General features: G+C 68.2%; 20 protein-coding genes. 9 read left to right on the top strand and 11 right to left on the bottom strand.

Going from position 1 to position 18,419, the window contains the following annotated elements; translation table 11 throughout:
• Positions 1 to 46: 46 nt before the first annotated feature.
• From RBB84_RS15540 to RBB84_RS15520, 5 genes are all read right to left on the bottom strand, one after another.
• Positions 47 to 499: a hypothetical protein gene (locus RBB84_RS15540; protein ID WP_252173113.1), complete on the bottom strand. Its 453-nt coding sequence runs from the start codon at positions 497 to 499 to the stop codon at positions 47 to 49.
• A 96-nt stretch (positions 500 to 595) separates the two neighbouring features.
• Positions 596 to 1,585, bottom strand: a complete 990-nt coding sequence (locus tag RBB84_RS15535) for an LLM class flavin-dependent oxidoreductase (protein WP_350246245.1) — start codon at positions 1,583 to 1,585, stop codon at positions 596 to 598.
• A 98-nt stretch (positions 1,586 to 1,683) separates the two neighbouring features.
• A complete protein-coding gene (locus tag RBB84_RS15530) occupies positions 1,684 to 2,178 on the bottom strand; it encodes a flavin reductase family protein (RefSeq protein WP_006553021.1) in 495 nt (164 codons plus the stop codon).
• Between the two features lie 78 nt (positions 2,179 to 2,256).
• Positions 2,257 to 2,646, bottom strand: a complete 390-nt coding sequence (locus RBB84_RS15525) for a nuclear transport factor 2 family protein (protein WP_064256530.1) — start codon at positions 2,644 to 2,646, stop codon at positions 2,257 to 2,259.
• Between the two features lie 105 nt (positions 2,647 to 2,751).
• Complete coding sequence (locus RBB84_RS15520; protein ID WP_024101912.1) at positions 2,752 to 3,654, bottom strand: LLM class F420-dependent oxidoreductase; 903 nt, start codon at positions 3,652 to 3,654, stop codon at positions 2,752 to 2,754.
• A gap of 31 nt (positions 3,655 to 3,685) precedes the next feature.
• Here RBB84_RS15520 and RBB84_RS15515 point away from each other — a divergent pair, with 31 nt between their 5' ends.
• From RBB84_RS15515 to RBB84_RS15505, 3 genes are read left to right on the top strand one after another with little or no spacing between them, the layout of a single operon-like run.
• The gene (locus RBB84_RS15515; RefSeq protein ID WP_064256531.1) at positions 3,686 to 4,567 is read left to right on the top strand and encodes an alpha/beta hydrolase; all 882 of its coding nucleotides are present in this window, start codon (positions 3,686 to 3,688) and stop codon (positions 4,565 to 4,567) included.
• A 47-nt stretch (positions 4,568 to 4,614) separates the two neighbouring features.
• On the top strand, positions 4,615 to 6,327 hold the full coding sequence (locus RBB84_RS15510; RefSeq protein ID WP_037217964.1) for a 3-ketosteroid-delta-1-dehydrogenase: 1,713 nt from the start codon (positions 4,615 to 4,617) through the stop codon (positions 6,325 to 6,327).
• Between the two features lie 29 nt (positions 6,328 to 6,356).
• A complete protein-coding gene (locus RBB84_RS15505; protein ID WP_064256532.1) occupies positions 6,357 to 6,875 on the top strand; it encodes a hypothetical protein in 519 nt (172 codons plus the stop codon).
• A 25-nt stretch (positions 6,876 to 6,900) separates the two neighbouring features.
• On the opposite strand, the gene RBB84_RS15500 is transcribed toward RBB84_RS15505, so the two are convergent.
• The gene (locus tag RBB84_RS15500; RefSeq protein ID WP_019291028.1) at positions 6,901 to 7,692 is read right to left on the bottom strand and encodes an FAD-binding oxidoreductase; all 792 of its coding nucleotides are present in this window, start codon (positions 7,690 to 7,692) and stop codon (positions 6,901 to 6,903) included.
• 197 nt (positions 7,693 to 7,889) lie between these two features.
• On the opposite strand from RBB84_RS15500, the gene RBB84_RS15495 reads away from it, so the two are divergent.
• Entirely contained in the window at positions 7,890 to 9,443 is a 1,554-nt protein-coding gene (locus tag RBB84_RS15495; protein WP_064256533.1) for an AMP-binding protein, read from the top strand.
• Positions 9,444 to 9,542: 99 nt separating this feature from the next.
• Here the strand turns inward: RBB84_RS15495 and RBB84_RS15490 are convergent, their stop codons facing one another.
• Genes RBB84_RS15490 through RBB84_RS15475 form a run of 4 tightly spaced genes read right to left on the bottom strand, consistent with a single transcriptional unit; the run spans position 9,543 to position 11,455 of the window.
• Positions 9,543 to 10,067, bottom strand: a complete 525-nt coding sequence (locus RBB84_RS15490; RefSeq protein ID WP_231912034.1) for a hypothetical protein — start codon at positions 10,065 to 10,067, stop codon at positions 9,543 to 9,545.
• Positions 10,068 to 10,122: 55 nt separating this feature from the next.
• A complete protein-coding gene (locus tag RBB84_RS15485; RefSeq protein ID WP_024101905.1) occupies positions 10,123 to 10,401 on the bottom strand; it encodes a hypothetical protein in 279 nt (92 codons plus the stop codon).
• A 32-nt stretch (positions 10,402 to 10,433) separates the two neighbouring features.
• The gene (locus RBB84_RS15480; protein WP_024101904.1) at positions 10,434 to 11,135 is read right to left on the bottom strand and encodes a hypothetical protein; all 702 of its coding nucleotides are present in this window, start codon (positions 11,133 to 11,135) and stop codon (positions 10,434 to 10,436) included.
• Complete coding sequence (locus RBB84_RS15475) at positions 11,132 to 11,455, bottom strand: hypothetical protein (RefSeq protein ID WP_231912035.1); 324 nt, start codon at positions 11,453 to 11,455, stop codon at positions 11,132 to 11,134. The genes RBB84_RS15480 and RBB84_RS15475 overlap by 4 nt, the downstream gene beginning before the upstream one ends.
• Before the next feature lie 244 nt (positions 11,456 to 11,699).
• Here RBB84_RS15475 and RBB84_RS15470 point away from each other — a divergent pair, with 244 nt between their 5' ends.
• From RBB84_RS15470 to RBB84_RS15460, 3 genes are all read left to right on the top strand, one after another.
• Positions 11,700 to 12,149, top strand: a complete 450-nt coding sequence (locus RBB84_RS15470; protein WP_254707502.1) for a hypothetical protein — start codon at positions 11,700 to 11,702, stop codon at positions 12,147 to 12,149.
• Positions 12,150 to 12,194: 45 nt separating this feature from the next.
• Entirely contained in the window at positions 12,195 to 12,761 is a 567-nt protein-coding gene (locus tag RBB84_RS15465) for a hypothetical protein (RefSeq protein WP_019291034.1), read from the top strand.
• Between the two features lie 96 nt (positions 12,762 to 12,857).
• A complete protein-coding gene (locus tag RBB84_RS15460) occupies positions 12,858 to 13,424 on the top strand; it encodes an ester cyclase (RefSeq protein ID WP_064256536.1) in 567 nt (188 codons plus the stop codon).
• Here the strand turns inward: RBB84_RS15460 and RBB84_RS15455 are convergent.
• Complete coding sequence (locus RBB84_RS15455) at positions 13,405 to 14,565, bottom strand: FAD-binding oxidoreductase (RefSeq protein ID WP_064256587.1); 1,161 nt, start codon at positions 14,563 to 14,565, stop codon at positions 13,405 to 13,407. The genes RBB84_RS15460 and RBB84_RS15455 overlap by 20 nt on opposite strands.
• 270 nt (positions 14,566 to 14,835) lie before the next feature.
• On the opposite strand from RBB84_RS15455, the gene clpB reads away from it, so the two are divergent.
• Positions 14,836 to 17,391: an ATP-dependent chaperone ClpB gene (gene clpB, locus RBB84_RS15450; RefSeq protein WP_024101899.1), complete on the top strand. Its 2,556-nt coding sequence runs from the start codon at positions 14,836 to 14,838 to the stop codon at positions 17,389 to 17,391.
• Positions 17,392 to 17,458: 67 nt separating this feature from the next.
• Positions 17,459 to 18,406, top strand: a complete 948-nt coding sequence (locus RBB84_RS15445; protein ID WP_064256537.1) for a hypothetical protein — start codon at positions 17,459 to 17,461, stop codon at positions 18,404 to 18,406.
• Positions 18,407 to 18,419 lie beyond the last annotated feature (13 nt).

Raw genomic sequence — 18,419 nt, 5'->3', positions numbered from 1 at the left:
CGGGCCCGGAGGATACGCAGGTATCCTCCGGGCCCGGTCCGTCGTCTCAGGGTCGGGTGACGGCGAAGTCCGCTGTCATGAACGGATATCCGTCCTCCACAGTGGTCGCGACCTCGAAGCCGTGCCGGTTGGCACCGCCGATGTGGGTGCCGTCGCCGTTCGCGACGCCCGTGCCGTAGTTGTTGGCCATGAGCGCCACGGTCGCGTCGCCGGGCATCGTGTAGTCGATCTGGATGCCGAACCCGCGCCGGTCGGCGCTGCTCGCCGAGACCGTCTCGGTGGAGCGGGCCGGCACCACGGTGGCCGGCTCGTCCACCCATGTTCCGTAAGGGTTCTCGGTCGACGTGAGCACCATCGGCGCATCGGTGTCGTTGTGGATCGTCAGCGTGATGGTGGGCCCGTCGGTGGGCAGGGAATCGGCGGCCGCAGTGGCGGGTGCGGTGATCGCCGCTGCAGCGGTCAGAACTGCCGCTGCGACAGCGCGGGTGCGGTACTTCATCGTGCTCCTGGCGGTTGACGACTCGTGGTTCTCAGCCGTGCCTGGCCGGCCGCTGAAGTGTACCCGCCGGTAGCCTGACGCGTAAGCCCTCGTCGATCAGGCCGGGACCAGGTCGCTGACCTGCGCAACAGGCTCCAGCGAACGCAGCCACGCGTCGCGTCCGGGAGCCGACGACACGACGATCAACTCGTCGGCCTGCGCGCGCTCGGTGAACCGGTCGAGGTAGTCGCGCACCTCCTGCGGCGTACCCACGGCGGTGTACCGAAGCATCTCGAGCACCTGCATGCCGGCGGGGGAGTCGAGCAGCATGTCGATCTCCTCCTCGCTGAACGTGCGCCCGCGTCCGACCATCTGGACGACCCGCGCCCGCTTGGTCGCCTCGAACAGCGACTGCGCCTCCTCGGCGGTATCGGCGGCGATCACACCGACACCCGCGATGACGTACGGCTCCGAGTGGTCGGGGGAGGGCTGGAACTCGCGGCGGTACAGCCGCACCGCGTCCTCGAGGGCCTGCGGCGCGAAGTGCGACGCGAAGGCGTACGGAAGACCGAGCAGAGCAGCGAGTTTCGCGCCGAACAGCGACGAGCCCAGGATGTACAGCGGCACATCGGTGCCCTTACCGGGGATCGCGTCGACTCCAGGGATCCGCGACTCACCCTTCAGGTAGGCCTGCAGTTCGAGGACGTCCTGCGGAAAACTGTCGGCCGACGTCGGGTCGCGGCGCAGCGCCCGCATGGTCTTCTGGTCGCTGCCGGGGGCGCGGCCGAGACCGAGGTCGATGCGGCCGGGATGCAGCGTGGCGAGAGTTCCGAACTGTTCGGCGATGGTCAGCGGCGAGTGGTTCGGCAGCATGATGCCGCCGGCGCCGAGACGGATCGACGAGGTGTGCGCAGCGACGTGCGCGATGAGCACGCTCGTCGCCGACGAGGCGATCGTCGGCATGTTGTGGTGTTCGGCGTACCAGATGCGCCGGTAACCCCACTGCTCGGCGAGCTGGGCCATCTTCACGCTGGCGTCGAAGCTCTCACGGGCGGTCTCGCCCTTGCCGATGTGTGCGAGGTCGAGGATGGAGAGGGGAACGGTCACCGGTAATCCTTCGCGTCGGGGCCCGGTATCGGCCGCCGGGCACACCTTCGGAGCAACCTCGACCGGTGACCGTCTATTCCCTCACCTGTCGTTCGGCGTCACCGCCGTTCGAAACCGCCGTAGGTGCCCTGGAAGAACAGGAGCGGACCGCGGGAGTGCAGCGACGTCAGCCCCGTGACCCGTGCCAGCACGATCGTGTGGTCGCCGGCCTCGTACTCGGTCTCCACGGTTGCCTCGACCCGCGCCAGGGCTCCCTCGATCGCCGGAGCGCCGTTGTCGCCCGGCTCCCAGCGCACCCCGCGGAACTTGTTTCCGCCGCTCACCGCGAACGCACCGCACAGGGTGCGCTGGCTCTCGGCCAGGACGTTGACGGCCAGGTTGCCGACCTCCCGGATCTTCGGCCAGGTCGTCGACGTGCGGGCGGGACAGAACGAGATGAGCGGCGGGTCCAGCGAGACCGACACGAACGACTGACAGGCGAATCCCAGCGGTTCGTCGCCGTCGAGCGCGGTGATCACCGTGACACCCGTGCAGAAGTTGCCCATCACGTCGCGGATCCGTCGGGGATCCAGTACCGCGTGTTCCGCTGTCATCGAAACTCCAATCGATCGGCGTTCGTTCCAGTGTCCGTCACCGACGACACAGTGTGCGAACCCTGTCCCGCCGACCGGTCAGCGAACACGCATGTCGCTGGGAGCCCAGACCGCCCGCATGCTGGTGATGCGTCCCTCGTCGTAGAACGTCATGACGTCGATGGGCTCGATCTCGTAGGTCTGCTCGCCCGCCTTCGTGACCACACGGAAGTGGAAGGCCGCGGTCGACCCGGCGATCCGGAGCGTGAGCAACTCGGTGGTGTTCTCGGTGGCCTCGACACCCTTGTAGAACTCGGCGATCGCTGCCCGGCCCACGCGAGGCTCGCTTCCGGCAGGATCCTCGAGGGTGGCGTCGTCGGCGTAGAGGGCGGCGATGTCGGCGGCCACGCCTGCGGCCACGGCATCGAGATAGGCATGCACGGTGGTGCGGATGCGCTGAGTGCGGGCGTCGGTGTCGGAAACGGTCACGGTCGCTCCTGTGTGGTGCGGGACGAAAGGTGTCGCGCCGACGCTGGCTAGCGACCCGCTGGCGCACCGCATCGCCGTTCTCCCGGCCAGCGGGAGATGCCGACCTCACCCCACCCCGAGATCGCCGAATTCCCTGCCGAACAGGTCGGCGAGGGCGACGAGCTGGTCGCAGTAGTGGTCGGCGGATCCGGCGTCCACACCGGCACCGACGATCGTCGCGCCCGCTGCGATCGCGCGGCCGAGTCGTCTGCGCGTCGCGTCGGGGTCACCGAGCGGGTCGAGCCGCGTCACCGACAGCACGACCTCGAAGCCGGGCGGCGGCTGCCTCTTCGCGAGCATCGTTTTCACGTCGTCGAAGGGGAGCCCGAAAGGTACCCAGCCGTCCCCGAACTCGCACGCGCGTCGCAGCGAACGCGGGGTGCGGCCGCCGATCCATAACGGAACTCGCGGCTGCACGGCGCAGGGATCGACCACCACATCCGAGTACTCGAAATGCTCTCCGTGATAGGAGGGTTCGCGTGTCGATAGAGATGCGCGCAGGGCGGCGAGAGCATCGTCGGCGCGTGCGCCGCGATCAGTGAAGGGGGCTTCGAGCAACGCGAACTCCTCCTCGAGCGAACCGACGCCGAGACCGAGGGTCAGGCGTCCACCGCTGACCGTGTCGAGCGTGCCGTAGCGCTTCGCGATCTCCAGAGGATGGTGGTAGCCGAGGACGAGAACCTGGGTGACCAGTCGGATCCGGTCGGTGCGCGCTGCCAGGAAGCCGAGGGTCGCCAGCGGATCCCAGTACGTCCCACCGCGCGTCGCGGCCACGGGCGCCGGTACGGCGACGTGTTCACTGCAGGTGAGGTGGTGGAATCCCGACCGATCCGCGGTGACCGCGATCTGCGACAGTTCCTCGATGCCCGCGCCGGCCTCCCAGTCGCCGGAGGCCCCGGGGACCCGGGTGACGACCGGGCTGGTGATCCCGATGCGTACTGCCGGCATGCGGTTCGATCCGTCGGTCATACGCTCTCCTTCGTCGATCGGTCCGTCAGGAGTGTGCTCTCGGACGGGCTCGCGGAGCACGTCCGGTCCCGCTCGCCGATACACGACCAGTGAGGTACACGATCTCGTCGTCGACGGACCGGGAGGCGGCCTCGCGTTGCGCCTCTACCGTCCCGAGTCCTCCGAGGCCGCGCGCCCGGTCGTCGTGTTCGCGCACGGTGGAGGGTTCGTCTTCTGCGATCTCGACAGTCACGACGAGTTCTGCCGGTCGATGGCGGAGGCTGTCGGGGCCGTCGTCGTGTCCGTCGATTACCGCCTCGCCGCCGAACACCCTGCCCCGGCCGCGCACGACGACCTGTACGCCGCGCTCGAATGGACGGCCGCGACCGTCGCGTCGTACGGGGGAGACCCGGCGCGCATCGTGCTTGCCGGCGACAGTGCCGGTGGAAACCTCGCCGTGACCGTCGCGATCGCCACCTGCGACAGGGGCGGACCGGCGGTGCTCGGTCAGGCGTTGTTCTATCCGGTGATCGACGACGACTTCGACACCGAGTCGTACCGGAAGTACGGGGTGGGCTACTACAACTCCGCCGCGGCGATGCGGTGGTACTGGGAGCAGTACGCACCGGACGGCACCGACGATCCCCGCCTGATCCCCACCCGCGCCGAGTCGCTCGCCGGGCTGCCCTCGGCGGTCGTCGCCACCGCCGAACTCGATCCGCCGTGTTCGTCCGGCGACGACTACGCCGACCGTCTCGCCGCGGCCGGGGTGTCCGTGCAGCACCGCAGATTCGACGGCCTGTTCCACGGATTCCTGACCTTCCCCGCGTTGTCGCTCAGCGAGCCGGCGCGGCAGGAGGTGTGGAAGATGGTGCGCGCCCTGGTCGACGGGCCGGATCTCCCGGTGACCGGGACGAGCGGCTTCGCGTCCTGAGCAACTGTCCTAGCGTCCCGCAGACAACGACGAGAAGGAGACTGTCGATGGCGCCGACATCCGTACCGCCCGTGGCACCCGCCCAGGACACCACCGTCGACCTGCTCGTGATCGGGTCCGGTACCGGCATGGCCGCCGCACTCACCGCGCACGAGGCGGGACTGTCCGCCCTCCTCGTGGAGAAGTCGGCCTACGTCGGCGGATCGACCGCCCGTTCCGGCGGTGCGTTCTGGGTGCCGGCCAATCCGGTACTCACCGCGGCGGGAAGCGGCGACACCGTCGAGCGCGGCCACACCTACGTGCGGACGGTCGTCGACGGCACGGCGCCGGTCGAACGGGGCGAGGCCTTCGTCGACAACGGTGTCGCCACCGTCGAGATGCTCCAGCGCACCACCCCCATGAAGCTGTTCTGGGCTGAGGGCTACTCCGACTATCACCCCGAACTGGCGGGTGGTTCGGCGGTCGGCCGCAGCTGCGAGTGCCTGCCCATGGACCTGTCGGTCCTCGGTGAGGAGCGGGGTCGACTGCGTCCCGGCCTCATGGAGGCGAGCCTGCCGATGCCTACCACCGGTGCCGACTACAAGTGGATGAACCTCATGTTGCGCGTGCCGCACAAGGGTTTTCCGCGTATCTTCAAGCGGCTCGCACAGGGGGTCGCCGGTCTCGCCGTCAAGCGTGAATACGTCGCCGGTGGGCAAGCGATCGCCGCCGGCCTGTTCGCGGGTGTGCTGAAGGCCGGTGTGCCGGTGTGGACCGAGACGTCGCTGGTGCGTCTGCTCACCGACGGGGATCGTGTCACCGGTGCCGTCGTAGCGCAGAACGGACGTGAGGTGACGGTGACCGCTCGTCGCGGGGTGGTGCTTGCCGCGGGTGGGTTCGACCACGACATGGAGATGCGGCGCAAGTTCCAGTCCGAGCGTCTGCTCGACCACGAGAGCCTCGGGGCGGAGACCAACACCGGCGACGCGATCAAGGCGGCCCAGGAGGTCGGTGCCGATCTCGCCCTCATGGATCAGGCATGGTGGTTCCCCGCCGTCGCGCCGACCCGTCCGGGCAAGCCTCCGATGGTCATGCTCGCCGAGCGTTCGCTGCCCGGCTCGTTCATCGTCGACCAGACGGGACGCCGGTTCACGAACGAGTCGTCCGACTACATGTCGTTCGGACAGTTGGTGCTCGAACGCGAGCGTGCCGGCGATCCGATCGAGTCGATGTGGATCGTCTTCGACCAGAAGTACCGCAACAGCTACGTGTTCGCGGCCGGGGTGTTCCCGCGCCGGCCGCTCCCGGAGGCCTGGTACGAGGCGGGCATCGCCCACCGCGGCACCACCGCTGCGGAACTCGCGGCGTCGATGGGCGTGCCGGTGGACACCTTCGCCGCGACGTTCGGAAGGTTCAACGAGGACGCCGCGGCGGGAACGGATTCCGAGTTCGGACGTGGCGGCAGTGCCTACGACCGCTACTACGGTGACCCGACCGTCCAGCCGAACCCGAACCTGCGACCCCTCACGCACGGCCCGCTCTACGCGGTGAAGATGACGCTGAGCGATCTCGGCACGTGCGGTGGCGTGCGCGCCGACGAGCGGGCGCGGGTCCTCCGCGAGGACGGCAGCCCCATCGCCGGTCTCTACGCCATCGGCAACACCGCGGCCAACGCGTTCGGCCACCGCTATCCCGGTGCCGGTGCCACCATCGGGCAGGGCCTGGTCTTCGGGTACATCGCGGCACGCGACGCAGCATCGTCGGACGCACCGGTCGCCTGAGTGGACGATCCGAAAGGTAGGGAGGGCATGTGACGATCACGAACGGGGACGTCCGTTCCCTCCCGACCGTGCTGTCCCTCTGGGGAGCCGGGCCCCGCCTCGAAGACGGCCCGGTGGACGAAGTGGACATCGTGTTCTTCGCGCCACCCACCACCGACGCGCTGGCCTGCCGGTCCCGCGACAACCGCGACGAGGCGTCCGGTCGGCTCGACCGGACACTCGGATACGTCGATGAGATCGGGCGGTTGGTCGCCGAGGTCTACGTGTCCGGATCGGCGCGTCCGGTCGGTGAGCACGGTGCGTCCGTCCCGCTCGCCGACGAACTGCTGCATTCGGTTGTCGAACGGTTCGACCTCGCCGATGTGCGGCGGCTCCGGATGCGGTTCTACGGACATTCCGCGGGTCCCGGATCACAGACCTGGTCGGTGACCGTGTTGCAGCGTTACCGCACCGATCACGAGGATGTCGAGGACGTCGCGCTCATCGGCACGGATCCTTCCGGATCCGTCGTCGCTCGTGCCTGGGTGACCGTCGCAGCCGATCGCTAGAGAGCCGGCCGGACGTCGGGCGCACTCAGTACGGGTCGTAGCGGATGTTTTCGACCGGGGTGCCGGTCTCGATCAGCCGCTGAGCGGTGGTGCGCACCATGGCCGCCGGGCCACACACGAGCACCTGGTGGTCGCCGAACGCACCGTAGGACGTGACGACCTCGTCGACGCTGCCCTCGAGCAGTTCGTCGGGGTCGGGTCCGAACTCGTCGATGCGCGGGGCGATGCGATCGAACCAGGGGTCGGGGATGTCGGGGATCTCGAGGGTCTCCACGACCGGCACCACCGTCAGCCACGGCAGCGCCTCGGACAGGAGCATGAGCATGTCGGCGGCGTACAGGTCGCGCGGGTTGCGGGCGCCCGTGAACAGGAAGGTGCGGGGCGGATCCGGGTGACGCGCCGTGTCGAGGATCAGCGACCGCAGCGGCGCGAGGCCCGTGCCGCCGGCCACCATGATGACGATGCGGCCGGTGTCGTCGATGTGGAGGTCGCCGCCGCGGGCGGCGCCGATCTGCCACACGTCGCCCGGTTGGGTGTCGGCGACGATCGCGCCGCTCACCCAGCCACCCGGGACCGTGCGCACGTGGAACTCGAGCTTGCCGTCCAGCGACGGTGGCAGCGCGGGGGAGAGGCGACGCGGCAGCGTGGGACGCTGCGGCACGGCCACGTCGACGTACTGCCCGGGGCGGAAATCGACGATCGCGTCGTCGCATTCGAGACGCACGACGGCGAGGTCGTGCCGGAGCCGATGATGTTCGACGACGGTTGCGGTGACTGCCGTTTCGGTCTCGCTCGGTGACGGCGTGGCCGACTGCATGCGTGATCCCCCGGTGGTGTGCTGTGACGTGCCCAAGACTCTAGGCGAGAAGTCGCCGAAAAGGCAGAGTGGAACGTGTTTCAGTTTTCGGTCTCGGGCGGTTATCGTGACGAACGGCAGGTGATGGTCACCACAGCGGAGAACGCCAACCGGTGACGTCACACAACGGACCGTCACAGCACACCGGAAGGACGACCATGCCCGAGGAGTACGCCGACCTCTACCGCCCCGCATTCACGCCCGATCTCCTCATCACCGCGCTCGACCGCAGCGCCGACCGGCCCGCCCTGCACCTCGGTGACGTCGTCCTCACCGGAGCCGAGATGCGCGCCGCCATCAGCCGGTTCCAGCAGGCGCTCGCGTCCGTCGGGGTCGGCCAGGGAACGGCGGTCGCGATGCTGTCCAAGAACCGGCCCGAGGTGCTCATCTCGATGGGCGCCACGATGGTCGCCGGCTGCCGCACCACGGCCCTGAACCCGATGGGCTCGCTCTCCGACCACCTGTACATCTCGACCGACGCCGAGATCGAGACCCTGATCTTCGATCCCCGCCACTTCGAGGAACGCGCAGCGGAGCTGCGCGAGCAGGTGCCGACCCTGAAGAACCTGTTCTCCCTCGGCCCGTCCTCGGTGGGCGCCGACATTCTTGCCCTGTCCGAGGAGTTCACCGAGCAGCGCCTCGTGTCCGCGCCCGTCGACATCGAGGACACCTCCTCCATCGTCTACACCGGCGGCACCACCGGGAAGCCGAAGGGCGTGATGGGCTCGTTCCGTTCGGGCGCGGCCCTGAACCAGATCCAGATGGCCGAGTGGCAGTGGCCCGAGCAGCCGCGCTTCCTCGTGTGCACCCCGCTCTCGCACGCCGGTGCGGCGTTCTTCGTTCCCACGCTCCTGCGCGGCGGATGCCTCTACGTGCTGCCGCACTTCGATCCTGCGCTCGTGCTCGAAGCGATCGAGAAGCATCGCATCAACGCGACCATGCTCGTGCCGACGATGATCTACATGCTGCTCGACCATCCCGATTTCGACAGCCGCGACCTGTCGAGCATCGAGACCCTGTTCTACGGTGCGTCGGCGATGTCGCCGTCCCGCCTGCGCGAAGGGATCGAGCGGCTCGGCCCGGTCTTCTTCCAATTCTACGGCCAGTCCGAATGCGGCATGACCATCTCGGTGCTGCGCAAGGAAGAACACCTCCCCGACGATCCGAGCCGCCTCGCGTCGTGCGGCCGCCCCGTGCCGTGGCTCGACGTCCGCCTGCTCGACGACGACCTGAACGAGGTGCCGCAGGGCGAACTCGGCGAGATCTGTGTGCGCGGCCCGCTCGTGATGAAGGGCTATCTGAACAAGCCGGAGGAGACCGCCGAGGCGCTGCGTGGCGGATGGCTGCACACCGGCGACGTCGCGCGCGCCGACAAGAACGGCTTCATGACGATCGTCGACCGCAAGAAGGACATGATCGTCACCGGCGGCTTCAACGTCTTCCCCCGCGAGATCGAGGACGTCATCTCGTCGCACCCGGCGGTCGCGTCCGTGGCCGTCGTCGGTGTGCCGGATACCAAGTGGGGCGAGGCCGTCAAGGCGTGTGTCGTGCTGCGCGACGGTCAGTCGGTGCCGGTCGAGGTACTGATCGAGAAGGTGCGTGCCGCAAAGGGTTCGGTGCACGCCCCCAAATCGGTCGACTTCCTCGACGCCCTGCCGTTGACGCCGCTGGGCAAGCTCGACAAGAAGACGCTGCGGGCGTCCTATCGCTGACCTCGTTCGCGTGGCGGTCGGTCCCGGCAACCGGTCGTGGTTGCCGGGGCCGGCTGTTTGTCACCAGGACTCGTGGATTCGGAATGCCGCTGTCCTGCCTCACCACTGGTGCGCGACGTCCAGCACCACCCGTGAACCGCTACCGGGACCGTCGAGGGTGAACACCCGGAACGGCAGCCGGGCCCGTACCCCGACACCGAGGGTGGTCTGGCCTTCGAAACTGTTGGCCCACGCCACCTGTCGCAGGGTGCGGTATCCGCTCACGTCGACGACCTCGCGCCGGTTCGCCGGTACGTGGTAGGCGGGCGCGAGGACGACCACCTGGAGGTAGGCGCCTCCGCGCAGCGGGACCTCGAACCCCGATCCGTCCTCGTGGACGGCGGGGACGTAGCCGACGCGGTAACCCGCGGCCGGCCCGGCGAGATCGACGACGATCCGGTCGAAGCACTCGTGCCGTCCTGCCCGCACGGCGGTGAACGGTGAGGCGACCATCGTCGGGTTCACCTTGTCCAGCGAACCCCAGTGGATGCCGCAATAGGGCGTTGCGGCCGACGCGGTCGGGCCCGTCAGCCCGATCCCCGCGATGACGACGATCATCGCGAGCCACACGTGAATCCTGCTCATGTCCGTTCCTCTGTGTGTGGCTGATGATGGATCATCGCGAGGAGTGTGATCCGCGTTACATTTGAGGGTCGGGACGCTCCTCGACGAGGTCCTCGAAGGTCGTCTCCTTCAGCGACTCGAAGACCGGGGCGACCAGACGGTCGAGCATCGACGAGAACACTTCTGTACCGGCGAGTTCCCGCACCCCCAGCTCACCCGACGTCACCTGCTCGACGAGCTTCGCGAAGGCCGGGTCGCCCGTGGCATCGGCGATCGACCGCAATGACGTGACGATCTCGCGGGACAGGGTGGCATCGCCGCGCGCGACGTCGACGACGATCTCGGATTCGTCCATGTCTTCTCGATTCCTGTGCGGCACCGTGGTGCCTAGACTGCGGGGAGGCCGGGGATCTCGATGTTCTCGATCTTCGCGAGATTTCCGGTGAGCACACCGATGAGGCCCTGGATGGACGTCCACACTGTGGTGTGGACGTCGATCGCCTTCCTCCACTGGTCGCTGATGATCACCAGGTCCACTACGGAGGACGCTGCAATGGCCGCCGAGCCCAGAACTCCGACACCGGTTGCGGCGGCGATACTCGTCGCCGCGATCCTGATCAGAACCCTGATGGCTGCATCGGTTATGACCGAGAGGATTTCGGCGAATGCTTGGTTCAGTTCGTACATCGACACGGCGATCTTCTCCAATTGCTCAGAGATCCCGTGAACGGCCCGGGCCTGTTCGTCGAGGGCGTTCTGCAGATCGGTGAGATAACGACCGGCGGCCCCGCCCGCCGATCCGTCCCACGGGGCAACCGTGCCGTGGACGTCGTCTACGGCCGTCGCGTACGCACGGTGGAAGGTGGCCAGCCTGTTCACGCCATCGCTCGTGCGCAGCACCGACTCCCAGTCGCCACCGCAGTGCTGGGCCGCGTACACCCACGGATCCGTGCCCACCACGAACTTGCAGAGTTCGGCGACGTAGAAGCTCGGGGAGAGGTAGTACATCCCCAGGGTGCGTTCGAGCAGGTCCGGTATGGGATCGGACGCGGTGGGTTCGACGAGCGCATCGTCCGGACGAGCGCTCACCAGCCGATGTCCGGACCGGTGCGCTCGAACTGTGCCGAAGTGCCCAGTTCGGTGTCCTCGTATGTCCGTGCGGATTCGGTCATCGCCGTCGCCGCTCGGCCGATCGCCACACCCAGCTCGTCGTAGAGAGCCGTCAGCCGGGCACGGGCCGTGTGCACCCGTTCGACGACATCGAAGTAGATCAGTCCCCCGGTCTCAGGAGGCGTCAGCCAGCGATCGGCGTAACGGCGTGCACCATCCGCCTGGTCGGCCAGATCGCGCAGATCATGTGTTGCAGCGCGCAGGTCGTCCGGGTCCACATACAGATTCGATCGTGTCAAGACATCCCCCAGTCGTGATCGGACGAGAGTGTAGGCCATCGCAACGGCGTTTGCGACGCCCGCTACAGTGCACGACGTGACAACCGGGGGGAACACGAAAAATGGTCTTGCGCATGTGCGTTTCGAGACACAGGACCGTGACGATGCGATACCGACACGACTGGGGGGCCGACCCGTCCAGCTGACGGTGAAGGATGAGCTTCCACCCGTGTGTCCTGTGCACGGGGTGCCGGAGGTCGAGCGCGTGCACACCTGGGTCACCACCTATCGCAAGATCCGGCACAGTCGCGCGCAGATCCGCATCATCGGTACCGAAGCTGCGGCGAAGGCCAGTACGTGGCGTGCACGTGCGCAGCACAAGCCACACGTGATCGCGTTCGATGTACCGATGTGTGCGCGGTGCGTCCGGATCGATCGGCTGACACGGTGGGCGATGTGGCTGTGCATGCTGGGCGGACTGGTCTGCCTGCTCGTCGCGGTGCAGATGGCGGCCCTCGGCTGGGCCCGCGAGTACATGGCCCTGTGGTCGCTGCTCGTGTTCGGAACCTTCCTCGTTCCGACCCCGGCGATCTTCGTCAGACAGATGCGTCAGGGCTGGTGGGGTTTCGAGGCTCCGATCGACGGGTCGGCCCTCGTTGTCGCGTACGCCCACCCGAACTTCGTGGCCGAGACGGAGAGGCGACGCGGCCGATAGATCCTCGGCTTTCACCGGGGAGTGCGGCCTGACATACTCCCTCGCATGGTGAACGGGGACGTCCAGCGGGTCGAGGTGCGGTTGGCAGTCGAATATCCGGGCTCGGGAGCGACGAGCACGCTCGGAGACGGTTCGATGCGACCGATCGATCCCATCCCCCCGATCTGCCCGCGCCACGGAGAGCCCGAGACCGGACGTGTCCGGGTGACGGTCGCGGCCGACGCATCGGAGCCCCGCCAGGGATCGAACCGGTTCGGTTCGGCGCTCGAGGCCGCCTACACGGTGCAGGTCGCCGCGGTGGACTGGCCCGTGTGTGCTCGCTGCGTCGCCGTCCGCACGCGCTGGCAGATCGCCGCCGCCGCGACCTGCACGGTCCTCGGCGTCATCTTCCTCGCGCTGGTGTTCGCGCTCGTGCAGGGCGCTCCCGAGATCTACGGTCTGGCGCTGCTCGGTGTCTTCGGTCTGTCGTTCCTCCCGATCTACGTCGCCTTGCGGGTGCTCGAGCCGAAGCGGGCCTCTCTGGGAATGTCCGTGGCCGAGGACGGTTCGGAACTCGTCATCTCGCAGGCGCATCCGGAGTTCGCGCGGGCGGTCGCGGCGCAGCGGATGTAACCACCGTTCCCTTCTCCTGCGGCGTTGACTTCTGGACCGGCCGGTTCATACTCGAACCGGGGGTCGATCGTCTCGTTTCACAGCAGGAGAAGTGCCGTGAAGATCGAACATTCCACTCCGGCGTCCACCCCGGAACTCGGATCCGAGGAGAAGAAATCTCTCGCCGTGCGGGCCCTGATGATGATGGCCGACGGTGATCGCAGCGTTTTCGGCGAGGTGCTGTCCGCGGACGCGGTCAATCGCGAAGCAAAGAGTGAACCGCCTCCCACCAGAGTCCACGGACCCGACGGTTTCTTCGCGACTGCACTGTGGTTGCGTGACGCCTTCGCAGATCTGAAGTTCGAGGTGAAGAACGTCGTGGAGCAGGACGATCTCGTCGTCCTCGACACCGTCATGTCGACGCGACACGAAGGACCCTTCGCCACCTACGACGAGCAGGGCCGCGTCGATCAGGTGTTCGCGCCGACGGGAAAGAGTTTCACGGTGCGTCAGGCCCATTGGATGCGGGTGGCCGACGGCAAGATCGTCGAGCATTGGGCCGTGCGCGACGACCTCGGAATGGCAAAGCAGGCGGGATGGGTGCCACCGAACCCGATCTCGCTGACGCGGAACGTTCTCGCAGCACGGAAGCTGCGCAAGCAGATCAGAGCGGGTCGAAGCTGATGTTCTGACGCGGGGTGCCTGCCGCCGACAGCGCGTACAGCGTCGTGCGGATCATCGACGGCGACCCGGCGATCTGGATCTGACGGTCGGCCCACGTGCCGAACTGCCCGGCGACCTTACCGAGCTTGCCGTACATCGGCCGGTTGAGGCCGGTGGGCGGTTCCTTCGCGGGAACCGGGTGCCACCAAGGGTTCTCCTTCTCCTCGAGCACCGGCACGATGGTCAGCCACGGGTTGGTCGTGGCGATCTGCCACAGGGTCTCGAGGTCGTACAGGTCGCACGGATACTTGCCCCCGTAGAACAGGTGGACGCGCGGGTTGTCGCCGCGCATCGCCATCTCCATGATCTGGGCGCGCATGGGTGCGAGACCGGTGCCGGACGCGATCATCAGCACGTCCCGGCCGCTCTCGCGGTCGACGTGCAGGCCACCGAGCGGTGGGCCGATCGTCCACCGGTCGCCGACCGCGGTCTCGCCGACGAGCGCGGGGCTCACCCATCCGGTGGAGACCCGTCGAACGTGGAATTCGATCTGCCCGTACGGATTCGGCGGGATCGCTGCCGACAGGTACCGCCACATGTGCGGGCGCTGCGGGATCTGCACGCTCATGTACTGGCCCGCGTAGTAGGGGATCGAGCTGTCGGCCTCGAGCCGGATGATGGCCAGATCGGGGAGCACGCGTTCGTGGCCGACGACGGTGGCCCCCCACGAGGCAGGCAGGTCGTCGGTGGCCGCGGCGGTCGCCATCGTCTCGACGACTCCGTCGACGACCTCGGCCCAGGTGCGTTCGAGCGCGGCCGTCCACAGGATCAGGGGAGTGCATTCGCGGACCGCGGCGAGCAGTGCGTTGCCCGCGACGCGGTAGTGCAGCGGCTCGACCCCGTACTTACGGTGGTCGCGCGCGAGCTGGGCGAGGAACCTGTCGACGGTGCCCGGTTCGTGGAGGCGGGCGACGACCCAGCCGACCGCGGTCGCGAACCGCTGTCGCATCGACTCCATGCCGGCGGGGAACAGTGAGCGGATGCTGGTGGACTCGCTCCACATGGCGTTGTAGAACGCCGTCGCGAACCGTTCGGCTCCGGTGGGGGTGGCGATGATCGACGCGAAGCTGAGCTGAACCCGGGCGATGGCGAAAGCCTCCACGCCATCCTCCCTGTATCCGTGCTGCGCGAACGCCGCCACTGTAGTCGGTTGCAGGGCGCCCGGCCACTGACCGCCGGGTCCGTCACAACCTGCGAGCGGTTTGTGAACAGAATCACTACACTCAGGAAAGTTGAGTGGAACAAACTCAACTTATGATCCGTTGAAGAATTCGACATCACCGAGACCTGTCCGAGGCAGGGAATCGGCTGCAGAATCGACATGGGGCACTCGCCTGCGCGGGGGGTGCACCGAGAAAGAAAGGGGCGCGCAGTGGACTCGTTCAATCCGACGACCAAGACCCAGGCCGCACTCACCGCTGCACTTCAGTCGGCGTCCGCTGCGGGCAACCCGGAGATCCGTCCGGCACACCTGCTCGTGGCACTGCTCGACCAGACCGACGGCATCGCCGGCCCGCTGCTCGAAGCGGTGGGCGTCGACCCGGCCGCGGTGCGCAGGGAAGCCGAGGACCTCGTCCGTCGTCTTCCGCAGACCAGCGGGGCGACCACCACACCGCAGCTCGGGCGTGAGGCGATCGCGGCCATGACCGCGGCACAGAAACTCGCCACCGAACTCACCGACGAATTCGTCTCCACCGAGCACGTCCTCGTCGGCCTCGCCGGTGGCGACTCCGATGTCGCGAAGCTCCTCGCCGGGCACGGCGCAACGCCGGCCGCCCTGCGCGACGCCTTCACGACCGTCCGCGGCAACCGCCGCGTGACCTCCGCCGATCCCGAGGCCAGCTATCAGGCCCTGGAGAAGTACTCCACCGATCTGACGGCGCGGGCGCGTGAAGGCAAGCTCGACCCGGTCATCGGTCGCGACAACGAGATCCGCCGTGTCGTCCAGGTGCTCTCCCGCAGGACCAAGAACAACCCGGTCCTCATCGGTGAGCCAGGCGTCGGTAAGACCGCCATCGTCGAGGGCCTCGCCCAGCGCATCGTCGCCGGGGACGTGCCCGAGTCGCTGCGCGGCAAGACCGTCATCTCGCTCGACCTCGGCTCGATGGTCGCGGGCGCGAAGTACCGCGGCGAGTTCGAGGAACGCCTCAAGGCCGTGCTCGACGAGATCAAGGAATCGGCCGGGCAGATCATCACCTTCATCGACGAGCTCCACACCATCGTCGGCGCCGGCGCGACCGGCGAGTCGGCGATGGACGCCGGCAACATGATCAAGCCGATGCTCGCCCGCGGTGAGCTGCGGTTGGTCGGTGCCACGACCCTCGACGAGTACCGCAAGTACATCGAGAAGGACGCGGCCCTCGAACGTCGTTTCCAGCAGGTCCTGGTGGGGGAGCCGAGTGTCGAGGACACCGTCGGCATCCTGCGCGGCCTCAAGGAGCGCTACGAGGTGCACCACGGCGTGCGCATCACCGACTCCGCGCTCGTCGCGGCGGCGACGCTGTCCGACCGGTACATCACCTCGCGCTTCCTACCCGACAAGGCGATCGACCTCGTCGACGAGGCAGCCTCGCGCCTGCGGATGGAGATCGACTCGCGTCCCGAGGAGATCGACACCGTCGAACGCGTCGTCCGTCGCCTCGAGATCGAGGAGATGGCGTTGCAGAAGGAGAGCGACGAGGCCTCGAAGGAACGCCTCGAGAAGCTGCGCGCCGAACTCGCCGACGAGCGGGAGAAGCTCAACCAGCTCACCACGCGCTGGCAGAACGAGAAGACCGCGATCGACTCCGTGCGGGAGATCAAAGAACAGCTCGAATCCCTGCGCGGTGAGGAAGAACGCGCCGAACGCGACGGCGACCTCGGCAAGGCCGCCGAGCTGCGCTACGGCCGCATCCCCGAGCTGGAGAAGAAGCTCGAGGCGGCCGCCGCCGCGTCGGGTACCACCGCCGGTGGCGACCTGATGCTCAAGGAGGAGGTCGGCCCGGACGACGTCGCCGACGTCGTCGCGGCATGGACCGGCATCCCCGCCGGCCGCATGCTCGAGGGCGAGACCTCCAAGTTGCTGCGGATGGAGGACGAACTGCGCAAGCGGGTCGTCGGCCAGGACGTCGCGGTGCAGGCCGTCTCCGACGCGGTGCGTCGTGCACGTGCCGGTGTCGCCGACCCGAACCGTCCGACGGGGTCCTTCCTGTTCCTCGGCCCGACCGGTGTCGGCAAGACGGAGCTGGCGAAGGCGCTCGCCGACTTCCTGTTCGACGACGAACGCGCCATGGTGCGGATCGACATGTCCGAGTACAGCGAGAAGCACTCGGTGGCACGCCTCGTCGGTGCGCCTCCGGGCTACGTCGGCTATGAGGCCGGCGGTCAGCTGACCGAGGCCGTGCGGCGCCGCCCCTACACGGTGGTGCTGTTCGACGAGGTCGAGAAGGCACACCCGGACGTCTTCGACACGCTGCTGCAGGTGCTCGACGACGGTCGTCTCACCGACGGCCAGGGCCGCACGGTCGACTTCCGCAACACCATCCTGATCCTCACATCGAACCTCGGTGCGGGTGGCGATCGGGAGCACATCATGGCGGCGGTGCGGGCGGCGTTCAAGCCGGAGTTCATCAACCGGCTCGACGACGTCGTGATCTTCGACCCGCTCTCGGAGGAGCAGCTCGAGAAGATCGTCGACATCCAGCTCGACCAGTTCGCCGACCGCATGTCGGCGCGGCGACTGACACTGGACGTCTCGAACACCGCGCGGTTCTGGCTGGCGGTGCGCGGCTACGACCCGCAGTACGGTGCACGTCCGTTGCGCCGCCTGATACAGCAGGCGGTCGGCGACCAGCTCGCCAAGAAGCTGCTCGCCGGTGAGATCAAGGACGGAGACACCGTCCACGTGGGCGTCAGCGAGGACGGCGACCACCTCGTGATCAGCGCCTGACGGCGCCCGTGCGCGGCCTCGGTGGCAGGAGCCGCCGGGGCCGCGCGCGCCTACTCTGGAAGGCGCTATGAAGAATCCCCAGGATCCGCGCACCCCGCAGGAACGGGCCTACGCACTCGACGAGTCGTCGAACGGGACGGACCCCGACGCGACCCGCGTGCTGCACACCGACGACGCGACCGAGGCGTACGGGCGGCCGGTCACCAACCCGACGGTCGCGTACACCCGCTACGAGCAGTGGGGCGCGCAGGGGAGCGAGTACCAGCCCACCCAGGCCTATCCCTCCCCGCAGGGTCCTCCGTCGCAACAGGGTTCTCCGTCGCAACAGGGTCCTCCGTCGCAACAGCCGTATCCGCCTCAGCCGGGCTACCCGCCCCCGCACGGCTATCAGCCCACACAGGTGCTCCCCGGATACGACCCCGGTAACCCGCAGACGGCGATGAACCCGGGACCGGGAACGCGGGGGCACGGAATCCCCGGGCAGCCACCCACGGGTCCGGCGCCCGGCACGGATGCCGGGAAGCCGCGCGGCCCGCGCTGGGGACTGATCACGCTCGCCGCGGTGGTCCTCATCGCGCTCGGCGGCACCATCGGGTTCCTGCTCAGCCGGCCCGACGACTCCACCTCGCGGGTCGCGTCGGATCGCGCCCCGGCCACCGTCGCGCCCCCGCCGACGGCGACTCTCCCGCCGGCACCCGAACCGACCACACCGGGACTGCCGCTCGACCGGATCCCCGGCGGACTCGGCGAGGTCATGGGCGACGCGGGCGCGGTCGTGGGCACGATCACCGCTAACGACGGCGGCAGCATCACCCTCGGCGTCATCGGTGGTTCGACGGTCACCGTCGTCCTCACCCCCGACACCGAGATCATCACCCTGACCGGCGACACCGCCGACAGCCTCGAGGTCGGAGCGACCGCCGTGGCGACCGGCAGTGCCGTCGAGCAGGGTCGGATGACCGCCGAGACCGTCGTCAGCGCGTCCCTCCCATCCTTCGGTGGTTCGGGCCGCTGACCCGCTAGGCTGA

The organism is Rhodococcus sp. D-6 (assembly GCF_040256695.1).
Lineage (GTDB): Bacteria > Actinomycetota > Actinomycetes > Mycobacteriales > Mycobacteriaceae > Rhodococcus > Rhodococcus pyridinivorans.
Note: the sequence above shows the minus strand (reverse complement) of the source record. Positions and strands in the feature narration are given on the sequence as shown.